The sequence below is a fragment of the Fulvivirga sedimenti genome (assembly GCF_020328055.1).
Map to the genome: position 1 here is coordinate 19,412 of NZ_JAIXNE010000010.1, position 17,880 is coordinate 37,291.

General features: G+C 45.7%; 13 protein-coding genes. 1 reads left to right on the plus strand and 12 read right to left on the minus strand.

All coding sequences use genetic code 11. The annotated features are described in order from the left end of the window. Positions 1-21 precede the first annotated feature (21 nt). The 4 genes from LDX50_RS30060 to metH all read right to left on the minus strand — a co-directional run bounded on the left by LDX50_RS30060 (position 22) and on the right by metH (position 5,422). Complete coding sequence (locus LDX50_RS30060) at positions 22-1,173, minus strand: DUF819 family protein (RefSeq protein WP_225700014.1); 1,152 nt, start codon at positions 1,171-1,173, stop codon at positions 22-24. Positions 1,174-1,275: 102 nt separating this feature from the next. Further along, a complete protein-coding gene (locus LDX50_RS30065) occupies positions 1,276-1,692 on the minus strand; it encodes an Hsp20/alpha crystallin family protein (protein WP_225700015.1) in 417 nt (138 codons plus the stop codon). A 97-nt stretch (positions 1,693-1,789) separates the two neighbouring features. Continuing rightward, positions 1,790-2,746, minus strand: coding sequence for a methylenetetrahydrofolate reductase [NAD(P)H] (gene metF, locus LDX50_RS30070; protein WP_225700016.1), 957 nt, complete (start codon positions 2,744-2,746; stop codon positions 1,790-1,792). Between the two features lie 9 nt (positions 2,747-2,755). Further along, a complete protein-coding gene (gene metH, locus LDX50_RS30075) occupies positions 2,756-5,422 on the minus strand; it encodes a methionine synthase (RefSeq protein ID WP_225700017.1) in 2,667 nt (888 codons plus the stop codon). Between the two features lie 119 nt (positions 5,423-5,541). Here metH and LDX50_RS30080 point away from each other — a divergent pair, with 119 nt between their 5' ends. Next, positions 5,542-5,829, plus strand: coding sequence for a hypothetical protein (locus LDX50_RS30080; protein ID WP_225700018.1), 288 nt, complete (start codon positions 5,542-5,544; stop codon positions 5,827-5,829). Here the strand turns inward: LDX50_RS30080 and LDX50_RS30085 are convergent. From LDX50_RS30085 to LDX50_RS30120, 8 genes are all read right to left on the minus strand, one after another. Beyond that, entirely contained in the window at positions 5,809-8,199 is a 2,391-nt protein-coding gene (locus LDX50_RS30085) for a DUF3536 domain-containing protein (protein WP_225700019.1), read from the minus strand. The genes LDX50_RS30080 and LDX50_RS30085 overlap by 21 nt on opposite strands. A gap of 71 nt (positions 8,200-8,270) precedes the next feature. Beyond that, positions 8,271-10,205: a 1,4-alpha-glucan branching protein GlgB gene (gene glgB, locus LDX50_RS30090; RefSeq protein ID WP_225700020.1), complete on the minus strand. Its 1,935-nt coding sequence runs from the start codon at positions 10,203-10,205 to the stop codon at positions 8,271-8,273. An 84-nt stretch (positions 10,206-10,289) separates the two neighbouring features. Next, positions 10,290-11,396: a glycerate kinase gene (locus LDX50_RS30095; RefSeq protein WP_225700021.1), complete on the minus strand. Its 1,107-nt coding sequence runs from the start codon at positions 11,394-11,396 to the stop codon at positions 10,290-10,292. Further along, positions 11,393-11,749 (minus strand): transmembrane 220 family protein, encoded by a 357-nt coding sequence (locus LDX50_RS30100; RefSeq protein ID WP_225700022.1) that lies wholly within the window; start codon positions 11,747-11,749, stop codon positions 11,393-11,395. Before LDX50_RS30100 ends, LDX50_RS30095 begins: the two co-directional genes overlap by 4 nt. A gap of 45 nt (positions 11,750-11,794) precedes the next feature. Beyond that, positions 11,795-12,664 carry a sugar phosphate isomerase/epimerase family protein gene (locus LDX50_RS30105; RefSeq protein WP_225700023.1) on the minus strand — a complete coding sequence of 290 codons (870 nt, stop codon included), beginning with the start codon at positions 12,662-12,664 and terminating at the stop codon, positions 11,795-11,797. Positions 12,665-12,668: 4 nt separating this feature from the next. Continuing rightward, positions 12,669-16,019, minus strand: a complete 3,351-nt coding sequence (locus LDX50_RS30110) for a ThuA domain-containing protein (protein WP_225700024.1) — start codon at positions 16,017-16,019, stop codon at positions 12,669-12,671. Beyond that, positions 16,020-16,811 carry a 3-keto-disaccharide hydrolase gene (locus LDX50_RS30115; RefSeq protein ID WP_225700025.1) on the minus strand — a complete coding sequence of 264 codons (792 nt, stop codon included), beginning with the start codon at positions 16,809-16,811 and terminating at the stop codon, positions 16,020-16,022. It abuts the gene before it with no gap. Further along, positions 16,812-17,867 carry a sugar phosphate isomerase/epimerase family protein gene (locus LDX50_RS30120; protein ID WP_225700026.1) on the minus strand — a complete coding sequence of 352 codons (1,056 nt, stop codon included), beginning with the start codon at positions 17,865-17,867 and terminating at the stop codon, positions 16,812-16,814. Between the last annotated feature and the right edge of the window lie 13 nt (positions 17,868-17,880).

Sequence of the window (17,880 nt, forward strand, 5' to 3'; positions counted from 1 at the left end):
GTCAGGCGAAATTAGGTAAAATCAGATAATTGCCGCTACAAAAAAACCAATATAGGTGCCCAATGCATTCCCCAGTGAACCAATAATTACGGCAGGAAGCACCAGTTCATGCCTGTTAAAACTCTGTGCGAGGGCCATCGCTGTGGTTGAACCGCCAATATTCGCCTGGGATGCAATAGCCGCCAGGTCCCAGTCTCTGACCATCCATTTTCCCGCAATAAACATAAAGAGGCCATGAACCAGCATGATGATGGCAACAAACCCCACCAGTCGCAGTGCCAGTTGTCCTGCATCGTAAAGTGCGCCAATATCACAAAAGGCTCCCACCACAGCAAGAAACAAATACACCAGCCAGGTGCCTGTCATGCGGGTACCGGGTAAACGCGAAATAGCAGGTATTTGCGCCAAAATAAGTGCAATGGTAGTTATGATCAATATGGATGGCACACGGATTCCCAAAGTGTCAAACCACTGAGCCGACCACTCTGAAATCAGAAGGGCGGAAGTGGTAAGGAAGATAAGTGCGGAGAAGTTTTTAAGACCAATAGGTTTTGCCAGTGATTGCTCCTTTTCCTTTACGGAAGAGATTGAAACCTTTGCTTTCTGCCGGCCGTGAAGTTTATTAAGAATGGCCGGCGCGGCGATTGTAACGAACATCCATACGGTGGTGATAATATTATCAACGGCAATGGTGCTTGCATACACCATTCCATTCTCCATTACTCCGTAATGCAGCGCGACTGCGTTAAAATTCAAGGCTCCCCCGGTATATGTTCCGGCAAACATGCCGGCAATTGGTGCATAGAACCCCGAATAGAGCGGGCCATCGCTAAAAACAGAAGTAGCAAAAATCACTCCTGCTGTCGTCCCCAGCATACCGACGATGAACAGGATCAGCATGGGTAATCCTACTTTTTTCAATTCGGCCAGATTCACATCCAGCAGTAAAATGAATATGGCCGCTGGAGCGATATAATCAAAAATGGCAGAATATGTTGGGTTATCACCAGATGGAATGGCTCCCAGATTAGCGAATACTGCCGTAATTACAATCACCAGTAAGGCAGCTCCTGCAAACCGAAATACCCTGAAGCGCATCAGCCATTCCGAAATCAGAATGATCCCTGTAAGAACAACCAGAATGTATATAGCGCTATCTGTCGATATTTGCATACATTGAAAGATACAAAAAAAGACTTGGCTGGTTATATCTGAATCTAAAAATGAAAAAGCCGGCATGTGCCGGCTTTGATTTATACATTAAAAATGTGATGATTAATCCTTTGTTATATTGATCTCCCTGCGATATCCGGATGTAAAATCCGAAAGGGGCAGTCTTACCTCCAACAACCCATCATTATAATCGGCTGTAATTCTGCTATGATCAATATCAAGTGACAGCGGGCATGCAGCAAGTACGTGCGGTACTACCACTTTCTTTCCATCCTGAAGTTCGAATTCCAGCTGATGTGAAACGATCAGGTGCTTCTCGACAATTTCCACTTTCAGATGCTCCTCGCTTATACCCGGGGCGGTGACCTTCACATGATACTCATGCAGGTTTCGAACCACACTGATCTGCGATTCTACCATACCACCGTTCATGGTATTCAGAACATTGGCACTTGTAAGAATGCGATGAACTTCATTTTTGCTGATCTCGTATTTCATATTACCTCCTGGTGTTTGCATCAATAGAACAATTCGGATGCCAGTATTTAGAAATTACGAAAAAATACTGACTTATTGTCTATTATCGACCAGAATTATGCCATAATGACCGGTAATTTTAAAATAGTTTGCTGGCTATCTGATAAATCGAAGTTGATTTTCCCATAGAATAGTAATGAAGCACGGGAACTCCAAAATCCATCAGTTCCTTGGATTGTTTGATGGCCCATTCCACACCTACTTCACGCACATCCTCGTTGGATTTACATTTTTCAACTTCATCAGCCAGTTCCTCAGGGATATCAATGTAAAACACACGCGGGAGCACGTTCAGCTGCCGTTTGGTGGTAATGGGCTTCAGCCCCGGGATGATTGGTACATTGATGCCATTTTTTCGACAGTCCTCCACAAACCGGAAGAATTGCCGGTTATCAAAAAACATCTGGGTCACGATATAATCGGCACCCATGTCAACCTTCATCTTGAGATATTTAAGATCTGTTTTCAGATTGGGTGCGGCAAAGTGTTTTTCAGGATACCCGGCTACGCCGATACAAAAGTTGGTCGGGGTGGCATTGAGCAGCTCATCATCAAGGTAAATTCCATTATTCATGTTTTTTACCTGTTCAAGTAATTCTGAGGCATACTGATGTCCCCCTTCTTCAGGAACAAACGTCCCTTCTGTTTTAATGGCATCACCCTGCAGGACGAGTACATTATCGATTCCCAGGAAGTTCAGATCGATCAGCGCGTTTTCGGTTTCTTCCTTATTAAAGCCTCCGCAAATAATATGGGGTACCGCATCCACATCGTACTTATTTTTGATTGCAGCACACATACCTACGGTTCCAGGGCGTTTTCTGATTGATTTCTTCTCGAGCAGACCATTCTCATGTTTTTTATACACAAACTCCTCCCGATGATAGGTAACATCGATAAACGGAGGGTTGAATTCCATGAGAGGGTCTATGTTATGATAGAGGTTTGCAATATTCTCCCCCTTTAGTGGCGGTAGAATTTCAAAGGAAAAAAGCGTTTTCCCCTTAGCGTTATTTAAATGTTCAGTAACCTTCATTTTAAAATATTATTTATACGAGAGTACCGGCGCCAGCCATTTCTCAATCTCCTCAACCGGCATCTTTTTTCTCGATGCATAGTTTTCTACCTGGTCCTTTTCGATTTTTCCAAGGCCAAAATAGCGTGAATCCGGATGTGCAAAATAAAAACCGCAAACAGATGCCGCCGGAAACATAGCCAGGGATTCTGTAAGAGTGACGTTTGTCTTATTAGTTGCATCCAGAAGCTCAAACAGAAAGCGTTTTTCTGTGTGATCCGGACAAGCCGGATACCCGGGTGCCGGTCGAATTCCCTGGTATTTTTCCCTGATGAGGGATTCATTATCGAGTACCTCATCAGCCGCGTATCCCCAGTACTCCTTACGAACCCTTTCATGCAGGTACTCCGCAAGGGCCTCTGCAAGACGATCAGCAAGTGCCTTGGCCATTATTTCGCTGTAATCATCATGTTGTTTTCGGAACCCTTCGATGATAGGCTGCAAACCATGACCTGTTGTAACTACAAAAGCACCCATATAGTCCTTTTTACCTTCGGCCACAAAGTCCACCAGCGACAGGTTGGGAATATCAGATCCCTTCTTTCCCTGCTGACGGAGAAAATGGAATTTGCCTTTCTTTTCACCATCCAGAATCACTTCGACATCTTCCCCTTTTCGTTCCACTTCAAAAATCGCATAAACCGCTTTTGGCTGCAGCTTTTCATTGGCAACGAAATCATCCAGCATGGCCTGTGCATCATTGAATAACTTCAGGGCCTCATCGCCTACATACTCGTCCTTGAAAATTGCCGGATATTTACCCTTCAACATCCAGGTTTGAAAGAACGGTGTCCAGTCGATGTAATTACGTAAAACTTCCAGCGAAATGTCTTCTTCGATGAAAACACCCAGTTCGCGCGGTTGTTTGATCTCGGCTTCGTTTAATTTCAGGCTGTTCTGTCTCGCCAGATCGTAGCTGATATATTTCTTGTCGGACTGTCGTTGGCTATGCTGCTCGCGCATCTCCCGGTATTCTTCCTTGATTTTCTTATGGAATGCCGGGCCTGTCTCCTTGTGTATCATTTCGCCTGCTACAGGCACACTTCTGGATGCATCCAGCACATGAACTACAGGTCCGGAATAAACCGGATCTATTTTAACAGCGGTATGAATTCTTGATGTGGTTGCTCCACCAATCAGCAGTGGTAGTTTGCTGCCAATACGTTCAAGTTCACTGGCCACATGAACCATTTCATCAAGTGAGGGCGTAATGAGTCCGCTCAGTCCAATAGCTGATACATTTTCCCTGATTGCGGTTTCAATGATTTTTTCTGCCGGCACCATTACCCCGAGATCGATGATCTCATAGCTGTTACATGCCAGTACCACACCTACAATATTTTTTCCGATATCGTGCACATCTCCTTTTACGGTAGCCAGAAGGACTTTTGCTACCGCTGTGGAAGTGGCATTCCTGCGTTTTTCCTCTTCCATGTAGGGCTCCAGGTAGGCCACACCCTTTTTCATAACCCGTGCGCTTTTAACCACCTGGGGCAGGAACATCTTACCAGCCCCGAAAAGGTCACCTACCACATTCATACCATCCATGAGCGGACCTTCAATTACCTGAAGAGGACTACCGTATTTCACCCTTGCCTCCTCAACATCCTCCTCGATAAAGTCGATAATGCCCTTCACCAGGGAATGGCTTAACCGCGACTCAACACTTTCAGAGCGCCACGCAATATCTTTTTCCTTTTTCCTCGCTCCTCCCTTTACTTTTTCTGCGAAGTCCAGAAGACGCTCCGTAGCATCATCACGACGATCCAGGAGTACATCCTCAACATGTTCAAGAAGATCCTTGGGGATTTCATCATAAACCTCCAGCATAGTGGGATTCACAATACCCATATTCATTCCATGCTGAATCGCATGATACAGAAATGCCGCATGCATTGCCTCACGTACGGCCTGATTACCCCTGAAGGAGAAAGATACATTACTTACCCCACCACTCACCTGAACGCCAGGAAGGTTTTTACGTATCCATTTGGTCGCCTTAAAAAAGTCCAGCGCATTACGACGATGCTCTTCCATCCCTGTTGCGACAGGGAAAATGTTGGGATCGAAGATAATATCCTGTGGGGGAAAATGGATTTTATTCACCAGTAATTGGTATGAACGCTTACAAATTTCAATGCGCCGTTCCAGGTTATCCGCCTGTCCCTGTTCATCAAATGCCATCACAACTACCGCTGCGCCGTACATTTTAATCTTTTTTGCCTGTTCCAGGAATGGCCCTTCACCTTCCTTCAGGCTAATGCTGTTTACGATACCCTTTCCCTGAATACACTTCAGGCCAGCCTCGATAATATGCCATTTTGAGGAATCGATCATTACCGGTACGCGTGCGATTTCGGGCTCGGCTGCCATCAGGTTCAGGAAACGTACCATCGCATCCTTCCCATCAATCATACCCTCATCCATATTCACATCAATGATCTGGGCACCACCCTCTACCTGATCTCTTGCGACCGCAAGGGCATCTTCAAATTTCTCCTCCTGAATGAGACGAAGAAACTGTCGGGATCCCGTTACGTTCGTTCGCTCACCAATGTTAACAAAATTGGATTCCGGTGTGATGATTAGTGGCTCCAAACCACTTAAATGCAAATAGGGTACTTTGGGTTCTGACATAATATAAATTCAATCGGTGAAATAACATGAGTATCAAATAAATAACAAGTTTAGAGAATGTTATTTCACCATTTTCCTTACAATGCTTATTTTGCGGTCAAACGTTCATCTTTAATACTATGTACAGCGAAGAAGTTACCGCACAATTATTAAATTTTTTAGCCGGCAAGGAGTATGATTCCTTTCTTTCAACGGTTTCATCCTATACAGAAAATGAGATCGTTGGAGCCCAAATGAGTAACATCCTCGATGAATGGCGTAAACTTCAGCTGGCCAGGAAAAACGGACTCATGGATGATGAACAGGTTCACCTTGCCATGACGGCCTATTTCAACAAGCGTAGCCGTGAAATACCCGAGCTACTGAAAGAGGCTGATCGTGAAGGATCAGGAAACCTTGATGCCTAACTTTTCGCCAAGACGAACAAACTCCTGCTTCCAGTCAGCCGTCGTACCTGACATCAGTTCCTTATTGATAGAAAGCTCAAAATAAAGGTTTTGGGATTTATAAATTCCTGGCTTTAGTTTGAATTTCTCAAGGTAATCGAAAAATGTATTCAGACGAATCAGTCGGTTTATATCGTCCGGAGATTTCTGGATGCGCAACAGGGCCTTCTCAATCATTTCCGAGGCATGTTGCTCAATGTATAACGAATCATCCAGGGTAAGATCCCATTTTTCAAATTCATCTGCAATTCGGCCGAGTTCCTCCAGATCGATCTGCTTGTCCAGCAGTGCGTTTCTCAGGTCGGCATTCAATACATATTGCAATGTGGTGCGATATGCACTTGGAATCGGGATATTATCGTTCTTGAGCGAATTGATCAGCTGATAATCGCGATTATAAATTCTCCTGAATGAGGTTTCGACCTGGGATAAGCTGCGATCCATGATCATATTAAGAACTTTCCTTTTCTCATCCTTGAACAGGTACCAGAGATTATACTTTTCAGCTCCAAAATACTTCATTGTCAGACTGATCATCAGTCCGAGATTGCTTTCCTCGAAAGCTGCCAGGAGTTTTTCTGACATTTCCTTGAATACCTCGGCCGACATATCGATGGAAATATTCCCAATGATGTTTTGCTGACCCAGGTACAGCACTGCAAAGCTAAATTGCCGCTCAGACAGTGTTACACGGCTTTTTACACGGGTGTTACCCAATGCAAGCCGCTGTGTTCCTGCTTCCCTGCGTTCAAGGTAATCGCTTTGTGCGATGTAGTTGAAAACAGGCAGGGATTCGGGATCTTCTTCAAAAATGCTGGCCACAGCATAGTGAATTCCAACCCGTTCCAGGGTAAGACGTGTAGGAATAACGATATCCTTATAAATCTCTGCCCCGTTCCTGTATTGTGGCAAATTGCTTTTCGCCTTCGATAGTCTTGATATAAACTGTTCCTCAAAGGATTTTTTACTTTCCTGCTCTGCCAGCTGAATTGCCCGACATGCATATTGCATAATCTGGGTTGTTTCAATTCCGGAGATCTCATCAAAGAACCAGCCACAGCTCGTGTACATCAGCAGCGCGTTCCGCTGCATTTCCATTAACCTCAAAGCAGAATTCTGATTTTTAGCGGATATCCCCTGCTCTTCCAAAAACTTTTGCTGTGATCCGTTTCTGTCCAGAATTACATCGATATATGCGTTACGTGCGTCCCACGGGTCCTTAAAGAGTTTTGAGGCCTTCTCCTCAAATACAGCAATAACCTCATCCCTGAGCCAGTCAAGCGACTCCCTCAGGGGTTTTCTCCAATCCTGGTTCCAGTCAGGCCTTCCACCCGTATGGCAACCACAATTCGCCCGCCATCTTTCAATGCCGTGAACACAGCTCCAGCTCGAATTATTGCGGATTTCCACCTCATGGGAGACCACAAATTTCTCCAGCACTTCGCCATAATTCGTCAGGGTAACATGTTTGTCTTTCTGAATGTATTCAAGACAGAATGCCAACGCCATATCGCCATGTTTGTGATGATGGCCATAACTTTCCCCATCCGTCGCAATGTGTACAAGCTGCTTCTCCCGGTCTGTTCCAAACCCGGTGTACAGTTTATTGGCAAATTCCATCCCGTTATTCAATAAACCATTAAATGCCACAGATTGCGACAGGTCACCATGATAAAAGAAAAGATGGATCTTTTTTCCTGAAGGAAGATTGCATACATACGGTACGCGTGTATCGATCCGTTCGCCGACTTCCTTCCATTCGGATTCGCCTCCAAGTTTGCGCACGCGCCAGGCCTGCCTTGGTGCCAGAACCGTAAATTTGATATCATTTTCGGCCAGTACCTCAAGGGTCTCCAGGTCAACGGCCGTTTCTGCCAGCCACATCCCTTCAGGCTTGCGATTGAACCTGCTTTCAAAATCACGGATTCCCCAGATAACCTGGGTTTCCTTGTCTCGACGGTTCGCAAGGGGCATTATTATGTGATTATAAACCTGGGCCAGGGCAGAGCCATGTCCGGAGAAATTCTCCATACTCAACCGGTCGGCCTCAATGATAGCCTCATAGGTGAGTGGATCATTCTCCTGCATCCAGGATAAAAGCGTCGCACCAAAGTTGAATGAAATCTTTGAATAATTATTGGTGATCTTTTTTATAACACCCTGATCATCAAGTATTCTAGATGCAGTATTTGGAGCATAACATTCAGATGATATCCGCTCATTCCAATCATGAAACGGGTATGCTGAATCCTGTAATTCAATCACTTCAAGCCATGCATTTTCACGCGGCGGCTGATAAAAATGTCCGTGAATACAAATATATTTTTCCATGGGAAATTACGCTCTGATAAAATCAAGCGACAATAATAAGATATTTAGAAGACTTAATTTGGATCTGTTGCTCAGGACTTCAGTTTTAACAAGATGATGGCCAGAGGCGGAAGCTTAAGGACTACCGATTGATCTTTGCCATGGGATTGGGTAGATGTAGTTTCCACACTTCCGTTTGTTAAACCGGTGCCGGAATATTTCTTATCATCACTATTAAATATCTCTATCCATTCACCTGTAGCAGACACACCCACCCGGTATTCATGATGCAACTGTGGCGTAAAATTACACACCGCCAGTACAGCGTCTTTATCCGGATTCATTCCATACCGGGCAAATACGATGACACTGTTCTCCGTATCAGAGTAATCAATCCATTCAAACCCTTCCTTTTCAAAAGGACGCTCATACAGCGCTTTTGTGGTTTGATACAGCTTATTGATATCCCGTACCAGGTTTTGCACCCCGCTGTGGAAGCCAAATTGAAGCAAGTGCCACTCAAGACCGTGATCATGGCGCCATTCTGAAGTCTGTGCGAATTCAGAGCCCATAAACAACAACTTTGTGCCAGGATGCGCATACATATACCCCAGCATCAGGCGCATGTTGGCAAACCGCTGCCACTCATCGCCTGGCATCCGGGCCATCAGAGGCCCCTTTCCGTGAACCACTTCATCGTGGGACAACGGCAGCATAAAGTTTTCGGTAAAAGCGTACATAATACTGAACGTGATCTCATTCATGTGCCATCTTCGATACATAGGATCATGTTTGAAGAACTCAAGGGTATCATGCATCCATCCCATCATCCATTTCTGACCGAAACCAAGTCCTCCCAGAAACGTGGGTTTGGATACGCCGGGCCATGCTGTGGATTCCTCAGCGATGGTAATAACATCCGGGAATTTACCATAAACGGTTTCATTCATTTCTTTCAAAAACCGGATCGCCTCGATATTCTCATTACCTCCAAATTCATTAGGTATCCACTCCCCGGCCTTCCTCGAGTAATCCAGGTAAAGCATCGAGGCTACCGCATCCACCCGGAGGCCGTCTACATGGAATTCCTCCAGCCAGAAAACGGCATTCGAGATCAGTATTGATTTTACTTCAAATCTGCCATAATTGAATATTGAGCTTTTCCAATCGGGATGAAACCCCTTTCTGGGATCTGAATGCTCATACAAATGTGTACCGTCGAATTTATACAGTCCATGGGCATCATTGGGGAAATGAGAAGGCACCCAGTCTAGGATTACACCAATTCCTGCCTGGTGCAGCGCATCAATCATAAACTTAAAATCCTGCGGATTTCCATAACGGCTCGTCGGAGCGAAATAACCCGTAATCTGATACCCCCAGGAACCATAAAAAGGATGTTCCATCACCGGCATAAATTCCACATGGGTGTAATTCATGTCCTTCACGTAGTCTACCAGCTCTTCAGCAAGCTCACGGTAGGAAAGTGACCTACCCCCTTCTTCCATTTTCCGCTTCCATGAACCCATATGTACTTCGTAAACCGCATAAGGCTTTGGTTCTTCGCGTTCCTTCATACGCTTCTTCATCCATTTGCTGTCCTTCCATTTATAAGAAGGATCCCAAATGATACTGGCTGTTTTTGGAGGCTCTTCCCAGTACCTGGCAAAAGGATCGCCCTTCTCCAGGCGAAAGCCTTCCTGGGTTTCAATGGAATATTTATACACTTCTCCATGGCCGATTCCGGGAATAAAGCCTTCCCAGATCCCCGAGCTGTCCCAGCGGGGCGTTAAATTATGGGCATGCACATCCCAATAATTAAAATTTCCGATCACAGAAACCTGTTTAGCTGAGGGCGCCCAGACAGCAAAATAACATCCGGCCTCGCCATTGTGCTCTACAGGGTGGGAACCCAATTTATCATGCAATTGATAATGCTTTCCCGAACGAAACAGATGAATATCAAAATCAGTCAACCGACTGTAAAAAGAAGGATTTTCTGAGGTATTCTGATTTGCTCCAGCCATAAAAAGAAGTTAAATGCTTAATTCATTGGTAAGTTAACAAAAAGTCCCTTACTCATTCATTCCTCAATAGAAATTTAACAAAACTCAGCTTTCTGAAAAGTCCCTAATCAGCTCATTCATTGCATGCTCAAGCCAGAACCTGGGTTTCAACATGGCAGCATGGGAGGATCCTGCCAGTGCCGAAAGGGAGTATATCGCGTCAAATTCCTGCGATTTGCCCGGAACAGCCTCATAGCTTCCAACAATGGCAGCGACCTTTTTACCCCTTTTACGGGCAAGCTGACAAATTCGCGCGGGCGCTTTTCCGTATTGGGTCTGATGATCCATCCGTCCCTCCCCTGTCACCACAAGATCCGCCCAGCTTACCATGGCATCCAGATTCACCAATTCAGATAATATATCAAACCCCGAAGTGAGTTGCGCATTCAAACAGGCACATAACGCAAACCCTGTACCGCCAGCCGCACCCGACCCCTTTACACCTGAATGATCAACCCCTATCGCATTTTGTGTAGCCCTCGCAAAGCACTCCATCCATTGTTCAAATGAATCCTGCAATGAGCTATTCACACCCTTTTGCCGGCCGAAAATACGTGTCGCTCCAAATTCACCCAGCAACGGATTATTAACGTCAGTTGCCCCAATAATCGACTTACCATCAATAAGATAAGTGATCTTATCTAAATTTATAGTTGTTATCCTGCAGGCTTGCTGAAATGATTCGATCAGGTTTCCGTTGTCATCCCTGAATTCAGCACCCATGGCCCTGAGCATTCCCATACCGCCATCATTCGTAGCACTTCCGCCGAGACTTACAATTACGGTTGAAACATCTTCCTGCAGGGCATTATGGATCAGCTGCCCCGTTCCATAAGTAGAACTTTGAAGTACATCTCTTTCGGCAGGCGGAACAAGTTCAAGCCCGGAGGCTCGGGCCATTTCGATGATGGCTGTATCGTTACAGATCACATAATCAGCTTCAATAAGCTTTCCAACAGGGTTAAAAACCCTGGCTTTGCGAAGTTCTCCCCCCACTGAAAGGAACACATCAAGAAACCCCTCACCTCCATCAGAAATGGCCTGCTCACGGCAAACCCACCCGTGACTCCGACCCGCCTGGGCCATTAAACGAGCGGCGTCCGTAGCGGCAATGGTTTCTTTGAATTGCGCCGGTACAAACAATACATTCAATTCCTGCCCTTTTTAAACAGAAACCAAATGGCCGCAATTACAATCCACATACCGAAAAATTCCCGGGTCTCTTCAATATAGGGTTTTTCGGCCTTCATCGTTTCCACAATTGCCGCAGGTTGGCCCATACCGATATAATCAATCACGCCACCAAGGTAGGTCAGACTGTAAAGCACTCCCAGCACCAGAAAAACCAGCAAAACTGTTTTGTTGTACCATCCCCAAATGTTTGCAATGAAAAGCCCGGCAGTGATACCATAAATCGCAATCCATAACCACGGATCCGGATCATTGTACTGCACCACGGCAAACAACAGGAACAATAATGCAAGAATAATCTTGATCGCCTTCATATACTGTATTTCAAGCAGTTACATTAATAACTTTACTTGAGTTAATTAAATAAACTGCTGAACATTCGAATAACTCGTCACAATACTCTCCTTTACATCACCGGAAATCTGATCCTGCTCCACAAAAAAATGATCCAGTCCGGCCACCTTGCTTGCCTTGAAAATAGATTTGAAATCAATGTTGCCGGTACCAACTTCTGTGAAATTTCCCGCATCATTAATATCCTTGACATGCCAGAGCGGAAATCTGCCTGGATTCTTTTCAAAGAGCTCAACCGGCTTATACCCGGCCTTCACAGTCCAGAAGAGGTCAAGCTCCATTTTAACCAGGTTCGCATCTGTTTCCGATAACAACAGGTCGTAAGGAACTACTCCTTCCACCGACATGAATTCAAAATCATGATTATGATACGCGAATTGCACCCCGTAATCTTTGCAGATCCGTGCGCAGTCGGCAATCAACTTTACCAGGCTGTTATATTGCTCCAGCGTTTTTCGTTCTCCTTCGTGCAAATATGCCAGCACCATATATTTCTGCCCAACCGCTGCAGCATCCTTCACTGCCTGCAGCCAGCCATTGGTAAGTGTCCCCTTCTGATCAGGCATGGTAATACCGGTTTGATAATGCCCACTGGGCATTGAAAGCTTGTTCTTTTTAAGCAGTTCCTTAAACGCAGACGGACTCATGCCGTAGAACTTCCCGTCACCATATCCGGCGCACTCAACTTCCCTGTATCCAATCTGGGCAAGCATCGACAATGTCATTCCAGGATCCTTTTCCATCATGGAACGGACAGTATACAGCTGGATACCGGTTCTTGATTTCATCATCATAACATCTTTGGGAAACATGAGCATCCCTGCACCCAGGGCAGCTGTTTGTTTCATGAAAGTTCTTCGTTGTGTGGTTTTCATATCGTTAAGGTATAAATTCAATCCATTCAATTTCGGGTATCACTGTGCTACCCTCACTCAAAATCTCCAGAGACCAGGTATGGAAGCCTGCAGAATCGGTGATTGGCAGTGAAATAACATTTCCAGTCCTCATTTTTCCTTCTGAGCTCACACTGTTGCCGTCAGGATCGTCTAAATGTAATTTATAATTTATTTCCGACGAAGGCGATGATGTGAGTTGAATTTTAACCGTTCGGATACCTGTAAAATCAATTTCCGAAAAAGAGAGGCGTGAACCATGGCTCAGATTTCCAACCACTTCCCTGTTATCACGATTCATTATCTCTGCCTTGACCAATTCCTTCGCTTCCGTTGCCCGTATCCGGGGTGATCTCAGCACAATCTGTTCTGTGCCAGTTAACCGGCCAAACTCACTTCCTGAATCCGTATATGAAGCCGTGAGTACATACATGGCATTGTAATTCCCTTCCTTGTGCCGGTTGGTTTGCAATATTCCGCTAAGTGGCAAACGGTCTGCTTTGTGGGTAGCCTCCGAATCCAAAGACATGATATAGCTGACAATTCTTCTTGCATCTTCCCTGGATAAGTCGGGGTGTGCCGACATAGCCTGCTCTCCCCATACTCCACCTCCGCCAGCAATAATTTTTTCAGATAAATAATCCATGGCGTCGTCTCTTCCCGAATACCGGACGGCAATACTCGAATAGGATGGTCCGATTGACTTTTCATTTACCTTATGACAACCCTTACAATCCTGAGCATCAATAAGCTGCTGCCCCAGTGCAGAGGGACTAGGAACCTGATGTCCCCGGGCAATCTCTGTCAGGTCAAAACCCTGCTCCAGGTAATCAAAATTGAAAAGCACAGTTCCGGCATCAATCGAGCCATCCTTGAGGTTACCATCTTCAGCATCAGTGACCAGCACATTATAGCTTATTTCTTTTCCAGGCCAATAAAAACTTCGGTTCCCCGCAATGGCAATATCCACTTCAGGTAATTCATTTCCTGATTTGACAATCACATAATCCCTGCTTTTGGCACCCTGGTTATCCTCAGCTTCCAGGTAGACAAAATAGTAACCCGGCTTATCAAATGAATGGTTGAAATACTTCCCGCTTCCAACCCGATCCCTGCCAATGAACCAGGTTAGCTCTATAGGGTCGCCATCGGGATCAATAGTACCCTCTGCACTTAGAGATACCTCCAGCGGTATTCTACCTACGGTACCGGTTGACTGTGTTAGATTGATCACAGGCGGCCTGTTGCCTGCATAATAGGTAATTCGCGAAAGTCGGGCATCCTCATTGCGGGTATACCAGCCGGCACCATATTCCAGTGTATACATGACTCCGTTCCGTGAAAAATCCACGTCAATCAGGTTGCTGAATTCAATATTATCCAGGAAAGGCTCAAGATGAATCAGATCACCATCGGCCGACATGGTTGCCAATAACACGATATCCCGAATCCAATCATAAATAATCAATTTCCCATTCAGGTATGGCGGAAATGTCTCGTTTGAAATATTAAACAGTTCACGATAAAAAACCGGGCCCGCCATCGCATTTCTTCCCCCTGATCCCAGCAATGGAAACTCCTCGGAACTGGCATACGGATACCAGACAAAGGCAGGTCTGGCCGGCGGTAAATTTTGAATTCCTGTATTGTTCGGCGAATTGTTTACCGGTTTGTCCGGATTGAAATAAGGCCCGCTTTGTCCCGTTTCAAAATCATATTCCCTGTAAGCCTTATTGTTACCCACAAACATCGGCCATCCGTGGAAACCAGGTGTTCTTGCCTGATTGATCTCATCGTGGCCGCGCGGACCCCGAAGACTGTCGTCATCCGCCGCATCCGGGCCAACATCACCCCAGTACAGGTAGCCTGTTTTCTGGTCGACAGATATCCGGTATGGATTCCGGCAACCCATCACATAAATTTCCGGTCGTGTACCGGCCATTCCCTCCGGAAACAGATTACCCTCAGGAATACTATAGGTACCATCTTCCAGTGGCTTGATTCTCAATATTTTACCTCGTAAATCATTCGTGTTGGCTGATGACTTTCTCGCATCCCAGGCACTTCGGCCGGTTCTTCCGTCCATCGGACCATACCCGTTTGAGGCGAAGGGATTTGTATCATCTCCGGTTGACAGGAAGAGATTACCTTCGGCATCAAAGGCGAGTGATCCGCCTGTATGGCAGCACTCCTCTCGCTGTACGTCTACCTCGAGAATGACCTTTTCCGTATCCGGGTAAAATTGATTTCCAATCAGCTGAAAGCGTGACAAATAATTAACAGGTCTTTCAATGTTTGGCGAATAGTACAAGTAGATCCTGTTATTCTCCTCAAATTCAGGATCAATCGCCAACCCCATCAGACCATATTCAAATTTGGTGAAAACGTTCATTTCTCCGATTTGAAATACACTGTCCTTTTCGGGAACATATAATTTAATTGCACCCCTTCTCTCAATGAACAAGACACGGTCGTCAGGTAAAACGGCCATTTCAGTAGGTTCATACAGGTTGCTTGCCAAAACGACTTTTCCAAACCTGTCATTATCGGGTACCGGCTCAGTTCGCACCTTCGTATAGTCAAGAAAATCCGCCTGAAGGTAGGCAATGGCATTCTTCAGAAGGTATTGAAAACCCACCTCATCAAATGAAGAGGATGTATGTCCCATTCCGGTATAGAATGCTTTTCCTCCGTCATAATCATGATACCAGGTGATCGGATGATCGTTATCCATGGTGCCTCCTTCATAGGAGTTTTCATCAAGGTACTGCAAGGGAATAATGGTTGAGTCCATACTCCTGTAATTGTACCATTCATCCTTACGAAGCCATTCTGAAGGAAGAGAATCCGTAGCGACATGTTCCTGCGCAGATTTTTTAACGAGTGCTTCCCGAACATTTGGATTATTGGGATGACTCTCAAAATAGCCACCCACTAAACCGTTATACCATGGCCAGTCATATTCGGTATCTGCGGCGGCATGGATTCCCATAAAGCTTCCTCCGGCCTGAATATAACGCTCAAAGGCATTCTGCTGACGAAAATCCAGGATATCACCGGTAGTACTCAGAAATATCACGAGGCTGAAGTGCCTGAGAGAATCTTCAGTAAATACATTCGGATCTTCGGAATGAATCACCTGTGACCCCGCAGCCTCACCAATCCGCCTCAGGACCTCCGAACCATGTTCGATGGATTCATGCCGATAGCCTTCTGTTTTACTGAACAGCAATATATTATTCCCCGGATTAATGCGCTTATCCGGCTTCACGGTACAGCCGGCCAGCATGGACAGCGCCAGAAGGCAGGGAAGGAAATTCCTGATAAAAAGAGACATCTACAATACTCTGATTTTTATATTTCGGAACCAAACCGGATTGCCATGATCCTGCAATGCGATATGGCCTTTGGTATATTTTCCAAAACCAGGCATTTGAGCAAACTTACTGCCCGCGACAAGTGCCGTCCATTCCGGCGAATTCATATCTGCTGAAACGATCTTTACACCATTCAGCCAGTGTTCAATTTTACCCTGGTTTGAAACGATTCGAACTGTATTCCATTCTCCCGGAGGATTAATGACTTTGTTCGTACCTTCAATCAGGTCATAAAGGTCTCCAACTCTGTGCTTGTCAATTTTGCCGTCCGGATGACGGTCATCATCCAGGATTTGCATTTCAGGTCCTGTTTGCCAAACATAATTGTACTCATCCCCTTCCTGTACGTGATAAATAATCCCGCTGTTTGCGCCGGTATCAATTTTCCATTGCAGGGACAGCTCATAATTCTCGTAAATTTCATCGGTTATAATATCGCCGCCATGTTTCACCTGCCATCCATCCTTTTCGGAAGTATCCAGGTAGAGTGTGCCGTCTTGTACCTGCCAGGCGGCCCCTATACTATCACTTTTGAAGTTTCTCCATCCATTGGTTGTGGCTCCATCGAAAAGCAACTTCCATCCGGCATTCTGCTCTTCCTCTGTAAGGGTATTTGGCGCTGTCATTACAACCTCCTCAGTTACGGGTTCTTCACTCATTTCTGATGATTCCGTTGAATCTGCAGACTTTCCACAGCTCCAGAACATGGTCATGGCTATCAGGCCAGACACTGCATTCGTTAAATTTTTCATTTATTTCAATCCGAGTATTTTCTTATTAAATTCTTCATCAGCACCAGTTCCGGCAAAATCATCAAAGGCTTTTTCTGTTACTTCAATGATATGGCTCGCGATGAACGGAGCCCCTTCCCGGGCACCTTGCTCAGCGCTTTTAATGGCGCATTCCCATTCCATAATAGCCCAGCCATCGAACCCATATTGGGAAAGCTTGGTGAAAATGGAGGAGAAATCAACCTGTCCGTCACCCAGGGATCTGAAGCGCCCGGGACGGTCCACCCAGCCCTGATACCCTCCGTAAACACCGCTTTTCCCGGAAGGATTGAATTCAGCATCCTTCACATGAAACATTTTGATGCGCTCATGATAGAAGTCGATGTACTGCAGGTAATCGAGTTGCTGCAGCACGAAATGACTCGGGTCATACAGCAGATTGCATCGTGAATGATTTCCGGTTGCCTCGAGGAAACGCTCAAAAGTAACCCCGTCATGCAGATCTTCACCCGGATGAATCTCATAGCAAACATCCACTCCCTGTTCGTCGAAGTAATCCAGGATGGGCTTCCAGCGTTTTGCCAACTCTTTAAATCCGGCTTCAACCAATCCTGCCGGACGTTGCGGCCATGGGTACATGGTATGCCACAACAGCGCCCCTGAAAACGTAGCGTGCACTTTAATACCAAAATTCCTGCTGGCTTTGGCGGCAAGTTTTAGTTGATTTACTGCCCATTCGGTTCTTGCAGCGGGGTTACCGCGCACTTCTGGCGGAGCAAACCCATCAAACATCTCATCATAGGCAGGATGGACAGCGACAAGCTGCCCCTGGAGGTGTGTTGAAAATTCTGCAATAACCACACCGGCGCTTTTGGCAATTTCCTGCATCTCCTGAACATAGTCAGCATCGTTTGCCGCACGCTCGAGGTTGATACACCGGGCATCCCATGTTGGGATCTGCACACCCTTATATCCAAGGCCTGCGGCCCATTCACATATGTTTTTAAAGTTGTCGAAGGGAGCGGCATCACCCATAAACTGGGCGAGAAATATCCCTGGTCCTTTAATTGTTTTCATATTGGTTTAATTG